Origin of the sequence: Brevundimonas sp. GW460-12-10-14-LB2, from assembly GCF_001636925.1 — a bacterium.
Classification (GTDB): Bacteria; Pseudomonadota; Alphaproteobacteria; order Caulobacterales; family Caulobacteraceae; genus Brevundimonas; species Brevundimonas vesicularis.
This window is the reverse complement of the sequence record NZ_CP015511.1, coordinates 981,153-1,001,902: the sequence shown is the minus strand read 5'-3', so window position 1 is coordinate 1,001,902 and position 20,750 is coordinate 981,153. Positions and strand designations below refer to the sequence as shown.

The 20,750-nt window shown below is 67.2% G+C and carries 17 protein-coding genes and 1 tRNA gene; 7 read left to right on the top strand and 11 right to left on the bottom strand.

Going from position 1 to position 20,750, the window contains the following annotated elements:
- The first annotated feature begins 91 nt into the window (after positions 1-91).
- Positions 92-1,243: a bifunctional 2-C-methyl-D-erythritol 4-phosphate cytidylyltransferase/2-C-methyl-D-erythritol 2,4-cyclodiphosphate synthase gene (locus A4249_RS04805; protein WP_066551403.1), complete on the top strand. Its 1,152-nt coding sequence runs from the start codon at positions 92-94 to the stop codon at positions 1,241-1,243.
- On the opposite strand, the gene A4249_RS04800 is transcribed toward A4249_RS04805, so the two are convergent.
- Positions 1,240-3,528 (bottom strand): spermidine synthase, encoded by a 2,289-nt coding sequence (locus A4249_RS04800; protein WP_066551402.1) that lies wholly within the window; start codon positions 3,526-3,528, stop codon positions 1,240-1,242. The two genes, A4249_RS04805 and A4249_RS04800, sit on opposite strands and share 4 nt — an antisense overlap.
- 40 nt (positions 3,529-3,568) lie before the next feature.
- On the opposite strand from A4249_RS04800, the gene A4249_RS04795 reads away from it, so the two are divergent.
- Positions 3,569-4,057, top strand: a complete 489-nt coding sequence (locus tag A4249_RS04795) for a CinA family protein (RefSeq protein ID WP_066554802.1) — start codon at positions 3,569-3,571, stop codon at positions 4,055-4,057.
- Positions 4,054-4,305: a sulfurtransferase TusA family protein gene (locus A4249_RS04790; RefSeq protein WP_066551401.1), complete on the top strand. Its 252-nt coding sequence runs from the start codon at positions 4,054-4,056 to the stop codon at positions 4,303-4,305. The genes A4249_RS04795 and A4249_RS04790 overlap by 4 nt, the downstream gene beginning before the upstream one ends.
- Here A4249_RS04790 and A4249_RS04785 read toward each other — a convergent pair.
- The gene (locus A4249_RS04785) at positions 4,262-5,110 is read right to left on the bottom strand and encodes a YihY/virulence factor BrkB family protein (protein ID WP_442854496.1); all 849 of its coding nucleotides are present in this window, start codon (positions 5,108-5,110) and stop codon (positions 4,262-4,264) included. The two genes, A4249_RS04790 and A4249_RS04785, sit on opposite strands and share 44 nt — an antisense overlap.
- 297 nt (positions 5,111-5,407) lie before the next feature.
- Here A4249_RS04785 and A4249_RS04780 point away from each other — a divergent pair, with 297 nt between their 5' ends.
- Positions 5,408-6,715 (top strand): diguanylate cyclase domain-containing protein, encoded by a 1,308-nt coding sequence (locus A4249_RS04780; protein ID WP_066554799.1) that lies wholly within the window; start codon positions 5,408-5,410, stop codon positions 6,713-6,715.
- 6 nt (positions 6,716-6,721) lie between these two features.
- Here A4249_RS04780 and mfd read toward each other — a convergent pair whose 3' ends face one another.
- Together mfd and A4249_RS04770 are read right to left on the bottom strand one after the other, a co-directional pair.
- Positions 6,722-10,171: a transcription-repair coupling factor gene (mfd, locus tag A4249_RS04775; protein WP_066551400.1), complete on the bottom strand. Its 3,450-nt coding sequence runs from the start codon at positions 10,169-10,171 to the stop codon at positions 6,722-6,724.
- Positions 10,171-10,512: an FAD assembly factor SdhE gene (locus tag A4249_RS04770; RefSeq protein WP_082854057.1), complete on the bottom strand. Its 342-nt coding sequence runs from the start codon at positions 10,510-10,512 to the stop codon at positions 10,171-10,173. The genes mfd and A4249_RS04770 overlap by 1 nt, the downstream gene beginning before the upstream one ends.
- A gap of 144 nt (positions 10,513-10,656) precedes the next feature.
- Between A4249_RS04770 and recG the strand changes: the two genes are divergently transcribed.
- The gene (recG, locus tag A4249_RS04765; RefSeq protein ID WP_066554794.1) at positions 10,657-12,744 is read left to right on the top strand and encodes an ATP-dependent DNA helicase RecG; all 2,088 of its coding nucleotides are present in this window, start codon (positions 10,657-10,659) and stop codon (positions 12,742-12,744) included.
- Here recG and A4249_RS04760 read toward each other — a convergent pair.
- The 5 genes from A4249_RS04760 to A4249_RS04740 are packed head-to-tail and all read right to left on the bottom strand — an operon-like array spanning position 12,741 to position 16,821.
- Positions 12,741-13,535 (bottom strand): MBL fold metallo-hydrolase, encoded by a 795-nt coding sequence (locus A4249_RS04760; RefSeq protein ID WP_066551399.1) that lies wholly within the window; start codon positions 13,533-13,535, stop codon positions 12,741-12,743. The genes recG and A4249_RS04760 overlap by 4 nt on opposite strands.
- Positions 13,532-14,314, bottom strand: a complete 783-nt coding sequence (locus A4249_RS04755; RefSeq protein WP_066551398.1) for a TatD family hydrolase — start codon at positions 14,312-14,314, stop codon at positions 13,532-13,534. The genes A4249_RS04760 and A4249_RS04755 overlap by 4 nt, the downstream gene beginning before the upstream one ends.
- Positions 14,314-15,303 carry a DNA polymerase III subunit delta' gene (locus tag A4249_RS04750; RefSeq protein WP_066551397.1) on the bottom strand — a complete coding sequence of 330 codons (990 nt, stop codon included), beginning with the start codon at positions 15,301-15,303 and terminating at the stop codon, positions 14,314-14,316. The genes A4249_RS04755 and A4249_RS04750 overlap by 1 nt, the downstream gene beginning before the upstream one ends.
- Entirely contained in the window at positions 15,300-15,932 is a 633-nt protein-coding gene (gene tmk, locus A4249_RS04745; RefSeq protein WP_066551396.1) for a dTMP kinase, read from the bottom strand. The genes A4249_RS04750 and tmk overlap by 4 nt, the downstream gene beginning before the upstream one ends.
- A gap of 49 nt (positions 15,933-15,981) precedes the next feature.
- Positions 15,982-16,821, bottom strand: a complete 840-nt coding sequence (locus A4249_RS04740) for a septal ring lytic transglycosylase RlpA family protein (RefSeq protein WP_066554793.1) — start codon at positions 16,819-16,821, stop codon at positions 15,982-15,984.
- 105 nt (positions 16,822-16,926) lie between these two features.
- On the opposite strand from A4249_RS04740, the gene A4249_RS04735 reads away from it, so the two are divergent.
- Positions 16,927-17,016: transfer RNA gene (locus A4249_RS04735), tRNA-Ser, on the top strand.
- A gap of 73 nt (positions 17,017-17,089) precedes the next feature.
- Positions 17,090-18,409: an Hsp70 family protein gene (locus tag A4249_RS04730; RefSeq protein ID WP_066551395.1), complete on the top strand. Its 1,320-nt coding sequence runs from the start codon at positions 17,090-17,092 to the stop codon at positions 18,407-18,409.
- A 10-nt stretch (positions 18,410-18,419) separates the two neighbouring features.
- On the opposite strand, the gene A4249_RS04725 is transcribed toward A4249_RS04730, so the two are convergent.
- Complete coding sequence (locus tag A4249_RS04725; RefSeq protein ID WP_066551394.1) at positions 18,420-19,538, bottom strand: acyl-CoA dehydrogenase family protein; 1,119 nt, start codon at positions 19,536-19,538, stop codon at positions 18,420-18,422.
- A 4-nt stretch (positions 19,539-19,542) separates the two neighbouring features.
- Positions 19,543-20,724 (bottom strand): acyl-CoA dehydrogenase family protein, encoded by a 1,182-nt coding sequence (locus tag A4249_RS04720; RefSeq protein WP_066551393.1) that lies wholly within the window; start codon positions 20,722-20,724, stop codon positions 19,543-19,545.
- Between the last annotated feature and the right edge of the window lie 26 nt (positions 20,725-20,750).

Sequence of the window (20,750 nt, the reverse complement as noted above, 5' to 3'; positions counted from 1 at the left end):
ATCTTTCGCCGCATCGCAGCCACCCTCGTCAAGCACGACCGCGGCGCTTTGATGGTTTCGCCCCGTCGCCGCGCGCACTATCAAGGCCGCCATGACATTCTCGGGCATCATCGTCGCGGCCGGTTCCGGCTCGCGCGCCGGCGGCGACAAACAGTGGCGGGACCTAGGTGGAAAGCCCGTGCTGCGCTGGCCTGCCGAGGCCTTATTGAACGCCGGCGCCGACGAACTGATCGTCGTGATCGCCCCTGACGCCCTTGACCGTGTGGCCGAGGTGCTGTCCGGTTTGCCGCGTTGGAGAGCCGTCGTCGGTGGAGCCGCCCGCGCCGATTCGGTCCGCGCCGGGCTTGCAGCCCTGACCTGTGGAACGGATCAGCCAGTGCTGATCCATGACGCCGCCCGTCCGCTTTTGGACGCCGCCGTCATCGACCGTCTACTGTCGGCCCTTGAAACTTCGAACGGCGCCCTGCCCGCCCTGCCTGTCGCCGACAGCCTTCGGCGTGGCGAGGCGGAAATCATGACCGACGTGGTTGATCGCGACGGTCTGTGGCGCGCCCAGACGCCTCAAGCCTTCCGCCGGGGCGTGATCGAGACCGCCTATGCGGCCTGGTCGGACGCCGAGGTCCCTACCGACGAAGCCGTCGTCGTACAGCGCAACGGCGGCGCGGTGGCCCTGGTTCAGGGCGATGCGCGTCTGATGAAACTGACCTATCCCGAGGATTTCGCCATGGCCGAAGCTCTGCTGCCCCAAGCGCAGCGTTATCAGACCCGGATCGGATCCGGCTATGACGTGCATCGCTGGGGGCCCGGCGGGTCCGTCTGGCTTTGCGGGATCGAGGTGCCGCACGATCAAACGCTGATTGGCCACTCCGACGCGGACGCCGGTCTCCACGCCCTGACCGACGCCATCCTGGGCGCCATCGCGGCGGGCGACATCGGCGACCATTTCCCGCCGACGGATCCGAAATGGAAAGGCGCCTCGTCAGATCAGTTCCTGATCCATGCCGCCGAACTGGTCGCGGCGCGCGGCGGCCGCATCGTCAATGTCGACGTCACCCTGATCTGCGAACGACCCAAGGTGAAGCCGCACCGCCAAGCCATGCGCGACCGGATCGCCGGACTTCTGAACCTTCCGCTCGACGCCGTCAGCGTCAAGGCCACCACGACCGAAGGACTTGGTTTCACCGGACGCGGCGAGGGTTTGGCCGCACAGGCCGTGGCGACTGTGGAAACGCCAGTCGTCTAGCGCGCCGCCATCTTCATCTGACGCACCAGCGATCCGAACAGATTGACGTAGTCGTCCGTCCAAGGACGCACCGTCGTCGGCGACAGCTTGCGCCAGCGCGCATCGTCTCTGAAGCCTTCCAGCGCCGCCGGGCTCCTGCCGATCAGCAGGGCTTCGGTCGAGGCCTCGGCCATGTCGCCCTGGCCCGACTGTTCGATATAGACCTGGTGCAGGTTCGGAACCTTCAGCGCCTGCGCCGCCGCCTCGGCCGGCAGGGTGATCTCCAGGTTCCGGTTCGACAGATGCAGCACCACGACGCCGTCGGGCGCAAGCAGCCGCAGATAGCCGCGGATCGCCTCCACCGTCAGCAGATGCGTCGGCACGGCGTCGGACGAGAAGGCGTCGATGACCAGCAGGTCGTAGGATCCCGCCGGCTCGCGATCCATCGTCAGGCGCGCATCCCCCAGAACCGTTCGTACCGGCCCATCGGCGCAGCCATTGATGAAGCTGAACCATTGGGGGTCGCGCGACAGCCGATCCACCATCGGATCAATCTCGAAGAAGGTCAGTTGGTCCTGGGCGCGCTTGTAGGCGGCCATGGCGCCCGAGCCCTGCCCCACAACGCCGACGCGCGCGCCGTCCAGCCGACGTGCCTGCATCTGCAGCATCGCCTGCCCCAGCGGCGTCGAAGTCGCATAATAGAGCGTTGGCTGACAGCGGTTCGACGGCGCCTGGGCCTGGGCGCCATGCAAAGTCGTGCCGTGCATTAGCACATGGACCGGCCCGCCCATCAGCGGATCGTCGATATTGGCCACCCGCATCACGCCAAAGAAGCTGCGTTCCGACAGGGCCCAGTCATAACCGCGCGCCAGATGATAGCCGGACCATACGATGGCGGCCAAAACGATCGTGAACATCACCGCCCGATCGCGGACCAGGAAGGCGAACAGGGTCGCGATCCCCAGGATGGCTTGCGCGATCCGCACCAGTTCGGCGTCCGGGATGGCCGCGCGAATGTCGGGCGCATAGCGGACCGCCTCCATCGACAGCGGCCCCAACAGTGCGATGACCACGCCGGCGACGCAGCAGATGATCTCCCACGGCCTGATCTCGCGACGGCTCCACGGCCGCAGCAATCCGACCGCCACCAGCACCAGCGGATATTCCCACACCATGTCGAAAACGGCCGGCGCGATCAGGCCGTTGAACAGTCCGCCGACTACGCCGCCCAGCGACAGCAACAGATAGAATTCGGTCAGACGATCCGGCGCCGGCCGCCGCGCCGCCAGCCGCTGGTGACACATCAGTGCGGTAAAGAAGAAGGCCGCCAGATTGATGGTGAACACCAGCAGCCATTCGCCTGTCCGGAACGCAATCAGGGCGGCGCAGGCCGCTGCCGCCGCCGCCTGCAAACCAAGGCCGATGGCTGGCGAAGCAGCCGGCCGGGTCTGGAAAGCGATGACAAACGTCAGCAGATAGAGCGCGAGCGGTATGACCCACAGAAAGGGCGCCGATGCCACATCCGTCGTCAGATGCGCCGTCACCCCCAGCATCAGACTGGACGGTGCGGCGGCCAGCAGAACCAGCATCCCCTTTTCGCGCCAAGCAATCGGCGGGCTGGCCTCAAGTGGCGCGGGCTCCGCCGTTCCAATCTCGCGTCGTCGCCAGACCTGAACGCCCAGCCCCACGACCATCACCACGAACACCCCATAGCCGACGCTCCAGCCCAGGCGCTGACCCGACAGGCTGGCCAGCGGCTCGATCAAGACCGGATAGGCCAGCAGGGCCAGGAAGCTGCCCAGGTTCGAGGCGGCATAGAGAACGTAGGGATTCTGGCCGTCTGCATGTCCGGCCCGCACGCGCGCATACCAGGCCTGAAGCAGCGGCGCGGTCGCCGACAGAACCGCGAACGGCGCGCCGATCGACACCGCCAGCGTCGCCAGCAGCCACATCGCCGGTTGGGACGGCTCGGGATCACCCAACAGGCCGCTGATCTGCAGGGGCAGGAAAAACGCCGCCACGATCAGCAGACCCAGGTGAACCCCGACCTGCGCCCGCATCGTCGCCAAACGTTGCAGCAGGTGCGCATAGCCATATCCGGCGAGCAGCGCGGTCTGGAAGAACACCATCGACGCGTTCCACACCGAAGGCGATCCGCCCAGCGTCGGCAACAGCAGCTTGGCCGCCATCGGCTGAACGACGAAGACCAGGCAGGCCGATGTAAAGATGGCGACGGCGAACAGGATCGGAGCGATGCGATCCGATGTCGGGGCTGCGGGGCGTAACGGATCGATAGCCTCGGTCATGCCTCTGGTTAGAGCGGGGTTCGCGGCCTATGAAAAGACCATGTTTTCCCAAGATATCGCACACCTGGCGCAACAGATTGTCGCAACGGCCAGCGAACGCGGCCTGATGCTGGCGACGGCCGAAAGCTGCACGGGCGGTTTGGTGTCCGCTGCGATCACGGCCATCCCCGGTTCGTCAGCGGTCCTGGATCGCGGCTTCGTCACCTACAGCAACGAGGCCAAGGCCCAGATGCTGGGCGTGTCGCTGGAAAGCCTGTCCGTCCACGGCGCCGTGTCGCAAGCCGTCGCAGTGGCGATGGCTGAGGGCGCCGTGGCGCACTCGCGCGCCTCCGTCTCTGTGTCCGTAACAGGCGTGGCCGGACCGGGCGGCGGATCGGTCGATAAACCCGTGGGTCTGGTCCACTTCGCGGCGTCAGGCCCACAAGGCGTCGTTCACCGTGTCGAGCGGTTCGGCGACCTCGGCCGCGACGACATTCGCCAAGCCAGCGTTCGTGTGGCGCTGGAACTGCTGGCGGATCGGCTCGCGTGAGCGATTCTGTCGTCATAGACGCCAGGGGTCACCGCTGCCCTGTTCCCAGCCTGAAGCTGATGAAGGCGTTGGAAACCGCCTCGCCCGGCGCGCGGATCGTGCTGCTGGCCACCGATCCGATGGCCCGGATCGATGTGCCGTTTCTAATGTCACAGAAAGGCGGCCGCGTGATCGAAGTCGAGGACGGCGACGGCCTTCTTCGCATTACGATCGAAACCGGCGGCCGGCCCGACGCTCCGACAGATTGACGACATCGGCCGGCGGCGTGTCAGCGACCGTGCGCGCCTTGGCGGCCAATTCCATCTCGGTCGCGAACGCGCCGCCGTAGAAGATGGCGTTGACGTTCCACGACAGCCAGATCAGCAGCACCACCACGGCGCCGACCGATCCATAGGTGGCCCCCAGCGGCGCGATCTGCTCGACATAGATGGCGCACAGCCACGACGACACGACCGACATCAAGGTCGCCACCAGACCGCCCGCCGTCGCCGGCAGCCAGGCGACCGGCGCCCTGTGGCTCATGGCGTAGCGGTAAAGCAGCGTCAGTCCGATCACCAAGCCAATCGCGGGCAGGAAGGCATCCAGCGGCGCCATGCCGCTGCGCCCAGGCAGGCCGGCGGCCGACGACGACGCATGCGCCATGATCCGCACGGTCACGACCGCGCCCGACACGACAGTAAACAGCGCAAAGGCGAAGATGGCCACGAAGAAGGCCAGCAGATTGAACTTGAAGAAGCCATGCGGCTCGGTCTCATCATGGATCAGGTTCAATCCCGCCAACAAGGCTTTGAAACCCCGGTGCGCGGCGTAGGCGCCGACGAACAGGGCGAAGGCGCTCTGAGCGGACACCGTCCGCGCCGATGCATTGCTCAAACGCGTGATTTCGCCCTGAAAAATGGTCTGCGCCGCCTTGGGCAGCAGGTCCGACAAGGCGGTCGCCTGGGCGCTGACTTCGCTGATCGACAGACCCAACTTGTAGAAGCCGATCAGGATGGCGATCGCCGGAAACACGGCCAGCAGGGCGAAGAAGGACACGCCGCCCGTATAGAGCATGACGTCGCGCCCCCAGCTGCGGGTAAACGCTCGCACGGCCAGCCCACCCCAGAACCCGGGCGCTTTCAGGACCGACCGTGTCAGTTGCTCACTCAAATCGGTCCCCACAACCGTTGCACAAGCGGCGGAACCTAGCGGAATTCGTCTGTGGCGAAAGTCTCATCCGCGTGAGGACGATCATTCGGGATCCGGCCGCATGCCTTTGGCCGGGCGACATTGCATCCTTAATACCCTCGTCGCTATGGTCCGCGCGTTTCCGGCCGGCTATTGGCGCGGCGACTTTTGGAGACGATGGGCTTGGCTTTCGACGCGCGCGTATTGATCCTGGCGGCTGACGATGGCCGGATCGGGCCGCTCGCTGCGGGTTTGGATGCGCTGGGCTGGACGACGGTGACCGCCCGCGACGTGATCTCGGCCGAGATGACGCTTCAGGACTTTCCGCTCGAAGCCGCCGTCATCGACATCAACACCTTCGACGCCGATGTGGCGTCTCGCCTTCGCGCCGCCGCCGAGCCGCGCCGCCTGCCCATCGTGGTCATCGGCGCCCGCCCTGATTCGGTGAAGGGTGCGGATCTGACCATGTCCACGCCGCCGCATCCGGCCCAGGCCGCCTTGCGTCTGGAGCAGCTGGGCCGGGCCGCCATCGCCGAAGAAGAATATCGGCTGCGCGTCACCACCTTCGCCACGCGCGGGGTCGGCTTGGACAAAAGGACCGACGACGATGGGCCCTTGCGCGTTCTGGCCGCCGGCGTCGCCGACCGGCGCTTTCTCGCCCTGTCGAACGCCCTGACCGCGGCCGGGGTCGAGGTGGTCGCAGCGCCGACGCCCTACACCGCCTTCGACTATCTGCACGAAAGCCCGTTCGACGCCGCCGTTCTGTGGGGCGCCGAAGACCATGCGCCGGCCCTGTCGATCGCGGCGGGCATGAAGCGCAACACGCGCCTCTATCATATCCCGCTGATGCTCTATCTGCGCGGCAGGAACGAGATCAGCTTGGCTGAACTGTTCAACCGCGGCTTCGCAGACGTCGCCTCCGCCGACACGCCCGAGGGCGAAACGGCCGAGCGGATCCTGGCCCTCGCCGGCGCGCACCGCATCCACCTGGGCATTCGCAAGACGCTGGACTCGGTGCGCAGCCTGGACGTGATGGATCCGGAAACAGGCCTGTTCACGCCCGAACTGTTCGCCAGCCACCTGGGCCGCGTCGCCGAGGCCTCGCGCGCGCGCAAGCGCCCGCTATCCGTCTGCGTCCTGAGGGTGCGCGAAACCGAGTCCGTCACCTGGGCGCGTCAGGGCGGTTGGCTGGATCGCGCCATGCCGCAGATCGGGGCCATGGTTTCGCGCCTTGTCCGTGTCGAGGACACCCCTGCCCGCTTGGCCAAGGAGGTTTTCGCTCTTGCCCTGCCCGCAACCCACGCTGAACCGGCGCGTCTGGCCGCAGAGCGAATCGCCGCCGTGATCGGCTGCACCGCCTTCGACGCCGGTCCGGACCGGTCGCCCTTCGTCGCCGAGTTCGACGTCGGCGCCGCCGAGATGCGCCCCGACGAAAGCGCCGCCGCCCTGCTTGAGCGCGCCTCAGCCGACCTGTTCGAAAAGACGCGCTGAGGGGCTTTACGCCCCCGCCACCCGCGCCAGATCGGCGGTGATCCGCTCGGCCACCTTCAGACGCTCCTCCGCCGTCGGCCAATCGCCCGACACGACGATCTTCTGATCCGGCCGTATTTTCCAGAAGGCATGGTTCTTCTGGATCAGCCCGACCAGTCCCGCCGGATTGGGGAAGCTGTTGTCGCGCAACGTCAGCACCGCGCCGCGCGGGCCGATGTCGATCTTCTCGATGCAGGCCTTGCGGCAGTTCGACTTGATGCCGACGATCTTCAGCAGTTGCTGCGCCTCATCCGGCAGTGGCCCGAAACGGTCGATCAGTTCGGCGGCCAAGGCTTCGCGATCCTCGGCCTGTTCGGCGTCGGAAAGACGACGATAGAGGCTCAGGCGCACGTTCAGGTCCGGTACGTAATCTTCTGGAATCAGGACAGAAGCGCCGACATTGATCGACGGCGACCAACCGCGATCCACCGCCTGTCCCTCGCCCTTCTCACGCAGCTCCGCCACGGCGTCTTCCAGCATCTGCTGGTACAGTTCGACGCCGACCTCGCGGATGTGGCCCGACTGCTCGTCGCCCAGCAGATTGCCGCCGCCGCGCTGGTCCAGATCGTGGCTGGCCAACTGGAAGCCGGCGCCCAGATTGTCGAGCGACTGCAGAACCTGCAGCCGCCGCTCGGCCGACAGGGTCATCGGCTTGACCGCATCGGTCGTCAGATAGGCGAAGGCGCGCGCCTTGGACCGGCCGACCCGCCCCCGGATCTGATAAAGCTGCGCCAGACCGAACATGTCGGCGCGGTGCACGATCAGCGTATTGGCCGTCGGGATATCCAGCCCGCTCTCGACAATCGTAGTCGAGACCAGGACGTCATATTCCCCGTCGTAGAAGGCGCTCATCACCTCCTCCAACTGGGTCGCGCTCATCTGGCCGTGGCCGACGACGAACTTCACCTCGGGCACCTGTTCGCGCAGGAATTTCTCGATGGCGGGCAGGTCCTTCAGGCGCGGCGCGACGTAGTAGGCCTGACCCCCGCGATATTTCTCGCGCAGCAGAGCCTCGCGCACCAGCACCGGATCCCACGGCGTGACGTAGGTCCGCACCGCCAGGCGATCGACCGGCGGGGTGGCGATGATCGACATCTCGCGGATGCCCGACAGCGCCATCTGAAGCGTGCGCGGGATTGGCGTGGCGGTCAGGGTCAAGAGATGCACGTCGGCGCGCAGCGTCTTCAGCTTCTCCTTGTGCTTGACGCCGAAGTGCTGTTCCTCATCGACGATGACCAGGCCCAGGTCGCGGAAGCCGACCTGTTCGCTCAGCACCGCATGGGTGCCGACGACGATCTCGACCGAGCCATCCTTCAGCCCAGCGCGCGTCTCCGTCGCCTCCTTGGACCCCACCATCCGCGACAACTGACGCACCTTGACCGGCCAGCCGGCGAAGCGTTCGGTGAAGGTCTTGTAGTGCTGGCGGGCCAGCAGGGTCGTCGGCGCGACGATCGCCACCTGCTGCCCCGTCATTGCGACGACGAAGGCGGCCCTCAGCGCCACCTCGGTCTTGCCGAAACCGACATCGCCGCAGATTAGGCGATCCATCGGCGTGCCCTTGCCCAGATCTTCCAGCACATCGCCGATGGCGTTCAGCTGATCGTCGGTCTCCTCATAGGGGAAGCGCGCGCAGAACTCGGCGAACAGGCCCGGCGGCGGCGTGACCGCATCGGTTTCGCGCAGCGCCCGTTTGGCGGCCAGGGCGATCAGCCCCTCGGCCATGGCGCGCAGACGTTCCTTGGCCTTGGCCTTTCTGGCCTGCCAGCCTGCGCCGCCCAGCTTGTCCAGTTGGACGCCCTCGGAGTCCGAGCCGTATCGGGTCAGAAGGTCAATGTTTTCAACCGGCAGATAAAGTTTGCTCTCACCGGCGTAGAACAGTTCCAGACAGTCGTGCGGGGCCTGCTGGATTTCCAGCGTCTTGAGCCCTTCATACCGGCCGATACCGTGATCCAGGTGAACCACCAGATCGCCCGTCGTCAGGGCCGACGCCTCCGCCAGGAAGTTCGAGGCGCGGCGCTTCTTGCGCGGTCGCGCCAGCCGATCACCCAGGATGTCGGTCTCCGAAATGACCGCCACGGCGTCGGTGACGAAGCCATGCTCAACCGGCAGGACGCCGCGCAGATAGAGGTCCTTCGGCGCCGCCTGAACGTCGGCCCAGTCGCGCACGGCGACGATGTGATCCAGCCCATGGTCGGCCAGCATGGTCGCCAGCCGCTCCGACGATCCTTCGGTCCAGGAGGCGAACAGCACCCGCTTGCCGTCGGCCTTCAGCGCCGCCGCATGGGCCGCCACCGCCTCGAACAGATTGACGCTGTCCTGCGCCCGCTCGGCGGCGAAGGTCCGGCCCAACCGTCCGCCGGCATCCTCGCCTCCCGTGGAGAAGGGCGTGAAACGACGCACGACGCGACCCGCCAGCGCCTGGTTCCAGTCTCCGGCGTCCAGATAGAGCCGCTTTGGCGGCAAGGCGCGATTGGCGCTGGCCTGTCCTTTGGCCTTGGCCGCCTCGGCGCGCGCATCATAGGCGTCGGCGACCAGATCCCATCGCTCGGCGCGGGCCGTCTCGACCTGGTTGTCGAGGAAGATCGCCGCGTCGTCCGGCAGATAGTCGAACAGGCTGTCCAAGGTCTCATAAAACAGCGGCAGCCACTGTTCCATGCCCTGACGCCGCGCGCCCTCGCTGATCGTCGCATACAGCGGGTCGTCGCCCGGCGCGCCGAACAGGTTCAGATAGCCGGTGCGGAAGCGCGAGATGGCCGCCGCATCCAGCAGCGCCTCCGACACCGGCGCGAGGGAGACGAACGTCATCTGGCCGGTCGACCGCTGCGTTTCGGGATCGAAGGTGCGGATCGATTCCAGCTCGGATCCGAACATGTCCAGCCGGACCGGCTCCTCGAAGCCGGGCGGATAGACATCGACGACCCCGCCGCGCACCGCGAACTCGCCACGCTCCGACACGGTCGAGGCCCGAACATAGCCGTTGGCGGCGAAATATCGCTCCAGCGCCTGGATATCGAGATCGCGTCCGACCTTGGTTTCGAACCCGGCCTGTGTCGTGACCGACTTGGGCGGCGTGCGCTGCATGGCCGCCGACACCGTCGTCACGACCAGAACCGGCGCATCGCCAGGCTTGCGCATCGCCAGCCGCGTCAGCGTCGCCATCCGCTGCGCGGCGATTCCCGCCGTGGGGCTCAGTCGGTCATAGGGCAGACAGTCCCACGCAGGATAATCCAGGACTTCAATATCTTTCGAGAAGAACTGAAACGCCTGAACGAAGCTGCCCGACCTCTGAAAGTCGCGTGCGACGAACAGGCCGACGCCGCCGCCGGCCTTGATCCGTTCGGCGACGATCAGCGCGTCCAACCCCTCGGGCGCGCCGCCCAAGTCGGCGTCGGTTCGGTATTCGACCTTGGCGTCCATCAGCCGATTCCCTTGCCGACTTCGGCCGCGACGTGGGCGCGCATGAAGGCGCGCACCTTGGCCATCACCGGCGTCTCGAACTCGGGCGGCGTCGGATCACGCTCGATGATCCAGCCGTAAAGCCACTGATCTTCCTCGTCGATCAGCCGCTCGAACTGGTCCAGTTCCGCATCTGTGAAGGTCGGCGCAACCTGATCGGAAAACGGACCCAGCACCATGTCGGCCTCGCGAAAGCCCCGCCGCCAGGCGCGGAACTGAATGCGTCCCAGCCGCTGCCTGCGCTCAGGCGTCATCTGCTCAGGGGTCATTTCGCTTTCGGAACGCGCGTCGATTTCGGCCACAAGAATCCTTGCCCGGCAAAGTGGGAAGACGCTCAAGCAGCGAGCCACCGCGTGGAGAGCGTTAGCGTCTTCAAATGGAAGAAGCGCAGATAGCGTTCCTGAACGCACTTCGCCACCCGTCATGGTCACGCTATGTTCACGGCGATGCGTCCGCAGATTCTCTTCCCCCTGTTCGCCGAGGTCTCGACCCTTAAGGGAGTGGGCCCTCGCGTCCTGCCTCTGGTGCAAAAGGTGGCGGGCCCGCTGGTTCGCGATCTGCTGTTCCTCAGCCCGTCCGGCGTCATCGTGCGCCGCCCTGCTGAGGCCGCCAGCGCCATCGATGGCGAGGTCGGCGTCTTCACCGTGACCATCGATCGCCTCTTCACGCCCAGCCGCCCCGGCGCGCCGCTGAAGGTCCGGGCCAGCGATCCGACCGGCTTCGTGCATCTCGTCTGGTTCGGCGGTTCGCCCCAGCATATCGACCGGCTGTTGCCGCGTGGCGAGACCCGGCTGGTCTCGGGTAAGGTCGAACGCTTCAACGGCGAGGTCCAGATCGTCCACCCGGACATCGTTACGCTGGACAAGGCGGCTGACATCCCCGCCTCCGAACCCGTCTATCCGGCGACCCAAGGCCTGACCTCGCGCCAGTTGCGCAAACTGGTCCAGGCCGCCCTGCCTGCCGCCCCCGATCTGCCGGAATGGCAGGATCCCGCCTGGCTGAAGAAACAGAACTGGCTGGGTTGGCGCGCCGCTCTGGACGCGCTGCATGCACCCACAGCCGAGACGGACCTGTCGCCCGACGCCCCCGCCCGCCAGCGCCTGGCCTATGACGAGTTCCTGGCCCATCAGTTGGCTCTGGCCCGTCGTCGCCGCGCCCGCGAGATCAGGCCCGCCCCCGTCATCGCCCCCGGCGCAGCGTCCGAACACCTTCTCCAGGCTCTGCCTTTCCAGCTGACCAACGCCCAGGCCCAGGCCATCGCCGAAATCCGTCGTGATCTGGCGTCGGGCCAGCAGATGGGCCGATTGCTGCAAGGCGATGTTGGCTCGGGCAAGACCGCCGTCGCCGCCCTGGCGCTGGCCGACGCCGCTGCCAGCAGTTTCCAGTCCACACTCATGGCCCCGACCGAAATCCTGGCGCGCCAGCACTACGAGAAGCTCGGCCCCATACTGGATGCAGCCGGCGTCGCCGCGGTCCTTCTCACGGGCCGCGACACCCCGGCACAACGGCGCGAGAAACTGGCTGACCTGGCCTCGGGTCACGCCCAGGTCGCCATCGGCACCCATGCTCTGTTCCAGGACGCCGTTCGCTTCGACCGCCTCGCTCTGGCCGTCATCGACGAACAGCACCGGTTCGGCGTGAACGAACGCCAGAGACTGCAAGCCAAGGGCGACCCGCGCCTGGGGGCCGTGCATCTGCTGACCATGTCGGCCACCCCCATCCCCCGCACGCTGGAGCTGACGCAATACGGCGAGCTGGAGGTCAGTCGCCTGATGGAGAAACCGCCCGGCCGCACGCCCGTCACGACCGCCGTCCTGCCCTTGGCCCGTATCGGCGAGGTCGCCGCCCGCCTGAAGACCGCCGTCGAGAGCGGCGCCCAGGCCTATTGGATCTGTCCCTTGGTTGAGGAATCCGAGGCCATCGACCTGGCGGCCGCCGTCGATCGCGCCGACGATCTGCGACGCCTGCTGGGCGTCGAGGTCGGCCTGGCTCATGGCCAGATGCCGGGCGCGGAGCGCGAGGCCGTCATGGCCGACTTCGCCGACGGCCGCCTGCCGGTTCTCGTCGCCACCACGGTGGTCGAAGTCGGCGTGGACGTGCCCAACGCCTCGATCATGGTGATCGAACACGCCGACCGTTTCGGCCTGGCCCAGTTGCACCAGTTGCGCGGCCGCGTCGGTCGCGGATCAAAGGCCAGTTCCTGCATCCTGCTGTACGGCGGTCAGGACGGCGCCCTCGGCGAGACGGCGAAAGAGCGGCTCGAAACCCTGCGTCGCACCGAGGATGGCTTCGAGATCGCAGAGGAAGATTTCCGCCTGCGTGGCGGCGGCGATCCCCTGGGCCTGAAACAGAGCGGTTTTCCCGCCTATCGTTTCGCCGACCCGATCCGCCACCGCAGTCTGATGCTGGCGGCCGCCGACGATGCGCGGCTGATCATGAACCGCGATCCTGATCTGACGTCGGAACGCGGTCAGGCGGTGCAGGTGCTGGAAGAGCTATTCGACTGGAAAAACCACAAGGCCGGCGCAAGCTAGCCGATCACTCGGCTCCAGCCATCGAATCCGACCTCGACGTTTTCGGGAACAAGCGCCGACAACGCCTTGTAATCCATATCGATGTGCAGGTTCGTCAGCACCGCACGCTCTACGTCTGCGGCGGCGATCCACGCCAGGGCCTGGTCAAGATGGGCATGGGTCGGATGCGGCGCATAACGCAGCGCATCGACGATCCAGAGCTTGCACCCGGCCACCGCGGCCAGGGCCGCCTCGTCCAGATCGGACACATCGCTGGAATAGGCGACATCGCCCAATCGATAGCCGACCGAGCGGATCGGCCCGTGCGCCTGATCAAAGGTCGTGACCGGGATCGAGCCGCCCGCGCCCTCGACCGACCAGGCCGTGCCATGCGGCGGAATGATCCGTCCGTCCAGCAGCGGCGGATAACCGAACTTGCTCTCGAAGATGTAGTCGAACCGATGCGTCAGCGAACCATGCGTCGCCGCATCCATCCACGCCGGTATCCGCTTCCTGGCCCGCGCGGCGAAGGTGCGCAGGTCGTCGATCCCATGGGTCTGGTCCGCATGATCGTGGGTGTAGAGCACCGCATCCACATGCTTCGTGCCGCTGGCCAGCATCTGTTCGCGCAGGTCCGGTGATGTGTCGATCAGGACAGTGGTCACCCCCTCGGCGCCGGTCTTTCTGGCCAGCATCGAACAGCGCGTGCGCCGATTCTTGGGCTCGGCCGGGTCGCAGGCGCCCCAGTCCCCGTCCCCACGCGGCACCCCGCCCGATGACCCGCTGCCCAGAATGACGACTTCGAAACTCATGCGGGTCTGGGTATCCGGTCAAAGAGGCCGAAGAAGGCCTCGGTCGTAAGGCGATCCGCTTCCTCGGCGCTCCAGCCGCGGATTTCGGCCAGCTTGTCCAGCACATGACCGATGTAGGCCGGCTCGTTGCGCCGCCCCCGATGCGGAATGGGCGCCAGATAGGGGCAGTCGGTCTCGACGATGATCCGGTCGCCCGGCATGTCGCGGATCACCGCCCGCACATCCTCGGCCGCCTTGAAGGTCGCGATGCCGGAAACCGAAAACCACGCGCCCATTTCAGCAGCGATTTTCGCCAGTTCCGCACCACTCGTATAGCAGTGCATCAACATCTTGAACGGCCCTGCTGCATATTCCTCGCGCAGGATCGACGCCATCACATCGTCCGCCTCACGCGTATGGATCACCAGCGGCAGACCGGTTTCGCGCGCGGCCGCCACATGCTGCCGGAACACCGCCGCCTGCACCTCGCGCGGGCTGAAGTCGTAGTGGAAATCCAGACCGCATTCGCCGATCCCGACCACCTTGGGCCGCTGGGCCAGTTCGATCAGGGTCGCCGCCGTCAGGTCCGCCGCATCCTTGGCCTCGTGCGGATGGACCCCGACCGTACACCAGATGGCGGGGTTCGCCATAGCGATCCCGTGGGTCGCCTCGAAGGTCGTCAGCTTGTCGGAAATCTCCACCATCAGCCCGACGCCCGCCTCTCTCGCGCGCGCGATCACGGCGTCCCGGTCCTCGTCGAACTGCGGCGCGTGCAGGTTCACGTGACTGTCGATCAGCATCAGCCCGTCCGCTCCTGCTGGGCTTGAACCCGCTTCAGGTCCGCCAGCGCCCCGGCCAGCACATCGGCCTTGTCCAGGTTCAATCCCGCCGCCCGCTCCGGCAGGGGCTGCAGTCGCTCCCATAGTTCGGCCCAGCGATTGCCGGCGCCCGGCGCGCTCTGCAAGGCGCGCATACGCACCGCCGCGATCAGCCGGTCCATCAGCGTCTCGAATCGCTCCTGCCCCTCGGCGCCGCGGAACCGGTCGGCGATGGCCAGGGCTTCGGCCCGGTCCATATCGCCCTCGACCCAGCGCCGCGCCAGCTGGTCCATCTCAAACGTCGCGCCTGAAGCCAAGGCCAGGGCCGCGCCGGGCGATCCGCCCGCCATGATCGCCGCATGTTTGGCGTCCTCATGCTCTGCGCCCGTCCGGTTGCGCACCAGGGTCTCCAGCCGATCCGGCGCCCAGATCGGAAAGCTCAGCCGCCGGCACCGCGATCGGATCGTCGCCAGCAACCGCCCCGGCGCATGGGTGACCAGAAACAGCACGCCACGCTCGGGCGGCTCCTCAAGAACCTTCAGCAAGGCGTTGGCGGCGTTGAGATTAAGGTCGTCTGCCGCATCGATGATCGCCACCCGAAACTGGGCTTGCGACGGGCTCTTTGAAAAGAACTCCGGCAATTCGCGCGACTGATCGACCGAGATCGACTTCTTGGTTTTGCCCCCTTCGACCAAGCGTTCCAGCACCAGCAGGTCCGGATGCGACTGGGCCGAGATCAGCCGGCTGACCGGATCATCGCGCCGCGCGCCCAGCGGCCCGGAACCCGGATCGGCCGACGCGCCCAGCAGCCGTCGCGCCGCCCGATAAGCGAAGGTCGCCTTGCCCGTCCCCTCGACCCCGCACAACAGCCAGGCGTGGTGCAGCCGCCCCCGTTCCCAGGCGTCCAGAAACGCCGTCTCCGCCGCGGCATCAGGGATCAGGTCGAACCGGTCACGCGGGTGATCGCTCACAGCAGCCGGTCCTGTACAACCTGCCAGACTCGCGCCTCGACCTCGTCCAGCGATCCGACCGCGTCGATCAGCACGCAACGCTGCGGATTGGCCTCGACGATCCTCAGAAAGCCCTCGCGCAGCCGCTGATGGAACTCCAGACCCTTGGATTCGAACCGAGTCTCGAACAGGCCGCGCCCGAACGCCCGCTCCAGGCCGACCTCGACTGGCAGGTCGAACACCAGGGTCAGGTCCGGCTGGTCGTCCCCGACCACGCCCGCATCGATCTGTTCGATGAAGCTTTGCGCCACGCCGCCGCCTGCGCCTTGATAGGCGCGGCTGGAATCGGCGAACCGATCGCACACCACCCAGTCGCCGGCCGCCAGCGCCGGGCGGATGGTCCGCTCGAGATGGTCCGAGCGCGAGGCGTACATCAACAAGGTCTCGGTCATGGCCGACCACGGCTCCGCGTCCGTGGCCACCACCAGATTGCGGATCACCTCCGCGCCCCTTGAGCCGCCCGGTTCACGCGTGCGCACCACCTTGCGCTCGCCCAGCACCGCCTGCAGCCGCGCGACCAGCCGCCCGACCTGGGTCGATTTGCCGGCGCCCTCGCCGCCTTCGAAGCTTATGAATTGTCCACGGGTCACGCGCCTTCATGGCGCGCCGACGCCGCCCGGCGCAAGCCCGCCCGCGCGATCAGCTGCCGGATATCAACAGGGCGCCCGCATAACCCCGCGCCACGACCGACTGACGCGCCGCCTCGGCCGCATTGGCGCTGTCCCAAGGGCCCACCACCACATTGAACCGCCCCGCGCCCCGATCGGCCCGCACCCAGCCGCTCAGGCTGTCGGCGATTCGTCCGGCCTCGACCTGATCCGAGAAACTGCCTGCCTGAACCCAAAAGGTCGTTACCTCGGCAACCGCGACTGGAGCGGGCGCAATGGCGGCCACGCTGACGGGTGTGCTGGCCGGGACCGCGCCGCGCGGCGTCGGCACCGAGGCCCGCAATAGCGGGCCCCCGCCCTGCTGCGGCGCCCGGCCGAGGTAGCGCACGCGCACCCGACCGACGCCCTGCGAGAGCATCCCCAATTCGCTCGCCGCCTCGCGGGACAGGTCGATGATCCGGCTGTCCACGAACGGCCCCCGGTCATTGATGCGCACCACCAGCCGCCGCCCGTTCTCCAGGTTCGTCACCTCGACCAGACCGGGCAGAGGCAGGGTCTTGTGGGCCGCCGTCAGGGCATGCATGTCGAACCGCTCGCCGGTCGAGGTCGGCCGCCCGTTGAAGGCGTCGCCGTACCAGGACGCCATCCCGACCTCCTCATAATCCGGCTGTTCCTTGGGCGTGTACCAGCGCCCGCGCACCTGATAGGGGCGCATCGTGCCCGACACGATCGGGGCCGGATCCTTGACCACGGGCAGGCGCGCCTCGCCGCGCAATCCGCCGACATCGACGCCGCCCGCCGTCGAACAGGCGGCCAGCACCGAGAACAGCCCCAGGATCAGCGCGCCGCGCACTCCCTGTCCAAACGTCATCGACCCGCCTCGCAAAAAATACGAAAACAGGATGACCGAAGACATTTCCGCTTTGGTTAATGACCCGTTCGCCTGCTATGGCGTCCGCCTCCGCTGCGGCGGCAAGGAAGTGTGGCCGAGTGGTTTAAGGCACTGGTCTTGAAAACCAGCGACGGTGAGAGCCGTCCGTGGGTTCGAATCCCACCGCTTCCGCCACTATACCTCGCTTAGCCCTTGCTATTGCCCCGTCTGCCGTTAGGAACCCGGCTCCCCTGCCTGGAGCCCTGCCATGACGGCGACGAAACCGATGACGATCGGGATCGATTTCGGCACGACCAATACGGTCGTGGCCCTGACCGATGCGGACGGCCTCGCCCATCTTGTGACCTTTGAAGCGGTCGAGGGCCAGACGACCACCTTCCGCTCGGCGCTCAGTTTCCAAACCCATCCGGGCGTGGACGGCCAGCCGCCCGAGCGCGTGGTCGAGGCCGGGCCCTGGGCCATCGCCGCCTATGTCGAGGACCCGCTGGAGACCCGCTTCATCCAGTCGTTCAAGACCTTCGCCGCCAGCGCCGCCTTCACCGAGACCCGGATCGACAACAGGCGCTATGCATTCGAGGACCTGCTGGCCGCCTTCCTCCTGCGCCTGCGTCACCATGCGGGTGACGAACTGTCCGACACACCGCCCGCCGTCATCGTCGGCCGTCCCGTCACCTTTGCGGGCGGCAATCCGGACGAAACCCTGGCCCTGTCGCGCTATCAGACGGCGTTTCAGCGGCTGGGCTTCACCGACATCCGCTATGCGCACGAGCCGGTGGGCGCCGCCTTCTACTTCGCGCGCCAGCTTAAGGAGGACGCCACGGTTCTGGTCGCCGACTTCGGCGGCGGCACCAGCGACTTCTCCATCATCCGGTTCGAACATACGCCCGACGGCCTGCGTTCGACGCCGCTGGCGCGCTCGGGCGTCGGCGTGGCGGGCGACGCCTTCGACTACCGGATCATCGACCAGCTGGTCTCGCCCGAACTCGGCAAGGGCGGGCTGTACAGTTCGGTCGGCAAACAACTGCCTATTCCCCAGCGGTATTATTCCGCCTTCGCCCGCTGGGATCAGCTGGCCCTGCTGCGCGCATCACGCGACATGCGCGACATCCGCGCCCTGGCCCGCACCGCGCTGGAGCCGGAGAAGATCGAGCGCCTGATCGAGGTGCTGGACGACAATCACGGCCATGACCTGTACCGCGCCGTCTCCACGCTGAAGATGGCCCTGTCGGCCGACGACCAGGCGACCTTCCTGTTCCAGGCCGGGGGCGTCCATATCGAAAAGCCGGTCGCCCGCGCCGATTTCGAACGCTGGATCGCGCCGGAACTGGCCGCCATCGAAGGGGCGGTGGATCAGGCGATGGCCCGCAGCGGCCTGGCGCCCGACGCCATCGACCGCGTCTTCCTGACCGGCGGCACCTCCTTCGTGCCGGCCGTGCGGGCGCTGTTCCAACACCGCTTCGGCGCCGAGCGGATCGAGACGGGCGGCGAGTTCGAATCCATCGCCGCCGGCCTGGCCCTGATCGGGCGCGAGGCGGATCTGGACCTGTGGAGCGAAAAGGCGGTCTAGAATCCCGACCCTAGAACCCTTGCGCCCGCGCCACCCGTTCGGCGTGGAAACCGGCGTCGCCCAGCAGTTCGTTCAGCACCCGCACCCGCTTCATGAACAGTCCGACGTCGAACGCGTCGGTCATGCCGACGCCGCCGTGCATCTGGACCGCCTCCTGCACCGCCAGTTCGGCGACCCGCCCTGCCTTGGCCTTGGCGATGGAGGCCGCCAGCGGCGCGTCCTCGCGCCCCTCGTCGATCGCGATCTGGGCGCCGATCGTCGCCGCACGCGCCAGCTCCAGTTCCGAGAACAGATGCGCGGCCCTGTGTTGCAGCGCCTGGAACTCGCCGATCAGCTTGCCGAACTGTTTGCGGGTCCGCAGATAATCCATCGTCGTCTTGAACGCCTGATCGCCCGCGCCCGTCAGGCTGGAGGCCGCGCAGGCCCGCCCCAGGTTCAGCGCGCCGTCCAGCAGCGTCTCCCCGCCCCCGACCGCCCCGATCACCGCATCGGCGTCGACCGCCACATCGGTCAGCGTGATCCGCGCGGCATTATGCGCATCCACCATCACCGTGCGCTCGATCTCGACGCCCGCCGTGGCCGGATCGACCAGGAATAGTGTCGTCCCCTCGTCCGCCGTCGCGACGACGATCAGGGCGTCCGCCACATGGCCGTCCAGAACGAAGGCCTTGGCCCCGTTCAGCCTGAAGCCGTTGCCCGCCCGCTCGGCTCGCGTGGCGATCCGCGACGGCGCATGTTTCGCGCCCTCGTCCACCGCCAGCGCCAGGATCGCCTCGCCCGCCGCGATCCTGGGCAACCACGCCTGCTGCGCCTGCGACCCGCCTTCGATCAGCACCTTGGCCGACAGGATCGACGATCCCAGATACGGCGACGGCGTCAGGGTGCGCCCCAGGCTTTCGGCGATCACGCCCGCCTCGACAGCCCCCAGCCCCATGCCGCCCATCGCCTCGGGAATGATGACGCCGGCGAAACCCATCTCGCCGAACGCCCGCCACAGGTCGCGCGACACGCCGTCGGCGTCGCGCTCATTCCGCAGTTTCCTCAGATGGGCGATCGGCGCCTGTTCGTTCAGGAAGCCGTCGGCGGCGTCCTGCAACATCGTCTGTTCTTCGGTCAGGATCAGCGGCATCGTCTCACGCTCCCGGCAGTTGCAGCAGGTGTTTGGCGATGATGTTTAGCTGGACTTCGCTGGTGCCGCCCTCGATAGAGTTGGCCTTGGTCCGCAGCCAGTCGCGCGCCGCCTTGCCGTCGTGCGACCGCTCGCCCTCCCATTCCAGCGCATCGGCCCCGCCCGCCGCCATCAGCAACTCTTGGCGCCGCTTGTTCAGCTCGGAGCCATAGTATTTCAGCATGGAGGCGATGGCCGGGTGCGCCTGTTTGGCCTTCACCTGATCTCCGACCCGCTCCATCGCCAGGCGGAAGGTGGCGGCGTCGATCTCGAGGTCCGCGATCCGCGCGCGCAGCATCGGCTCGTCCAGCCGCCCCGCCTCATCGGCGCCGATGGCGTCCAGCGCCACCTGCCCCACAGGCCGCCCGCCGCCGACCTCGCCCATCGCGCCGATCATGGTCCGCTCGTGCGCCAACAAATATTTGGCCACGTCCCAGCCCCGGTTCAGCGTGCCGACCAGGTTTTCCTTCTCCACCCGCACGTCGTCGAAGAAGGTCTCGCAGAAGGGCGACTTGCCTGAAATCAGTGTGATCGGCCGCGTCGTCACGCCCGGCGTCTTCATGTCGAACAGCACGAAGCTGATGCCCAGATGTTTGGGCGCCTCGGGGTCCGTGCGCACCAGGCAGAAGATCCAGTCGGCCTTGTCGGCGTAGGAGGTCCAGATTTTCTGGCCGTTGACGATCCAGTGGTCGCCCCGATCTTCGGCCCGCGTCTGGATGGACGCCAGATCGGATCCCGCGCCCGGCTCGGAATAGCCTTGGCACCAGCGGATCTCGCCGCGCACGATCTCCGGCAGAAAGCGCTTCTTCTGCTCGTCGGTCCCAAAGGCCAGCAACGCCGGGCCCAGCATCCAGACGCCGAAACTGGCTAGGGCCGGCTGGGCCTTGATGCGTCGCAGTTCGGAGGCCAGCACCTTGGCCTCCTCCCGGCTGAGGCCGCCTCCGCCGTATTCCTTGGGCCATTCCGGCGCCGTCCAGCCCCGCGCGCCCATCCGCTCCAGCCACAGCTTGTGCGCCGGCGTCTTGAAGGTGGGATATCGCCCGCCCCAGATCATCTCGTCGTCGGCCATCGGCCCGCGACATTCGGCCGGGCAGTTCGCCTCCAGCCAGGCGCGCGTCTCGGCGCGGAATTGCTCCAGATCGGTCATTCCTCGTCTCCCATGGCGTGCGTCGC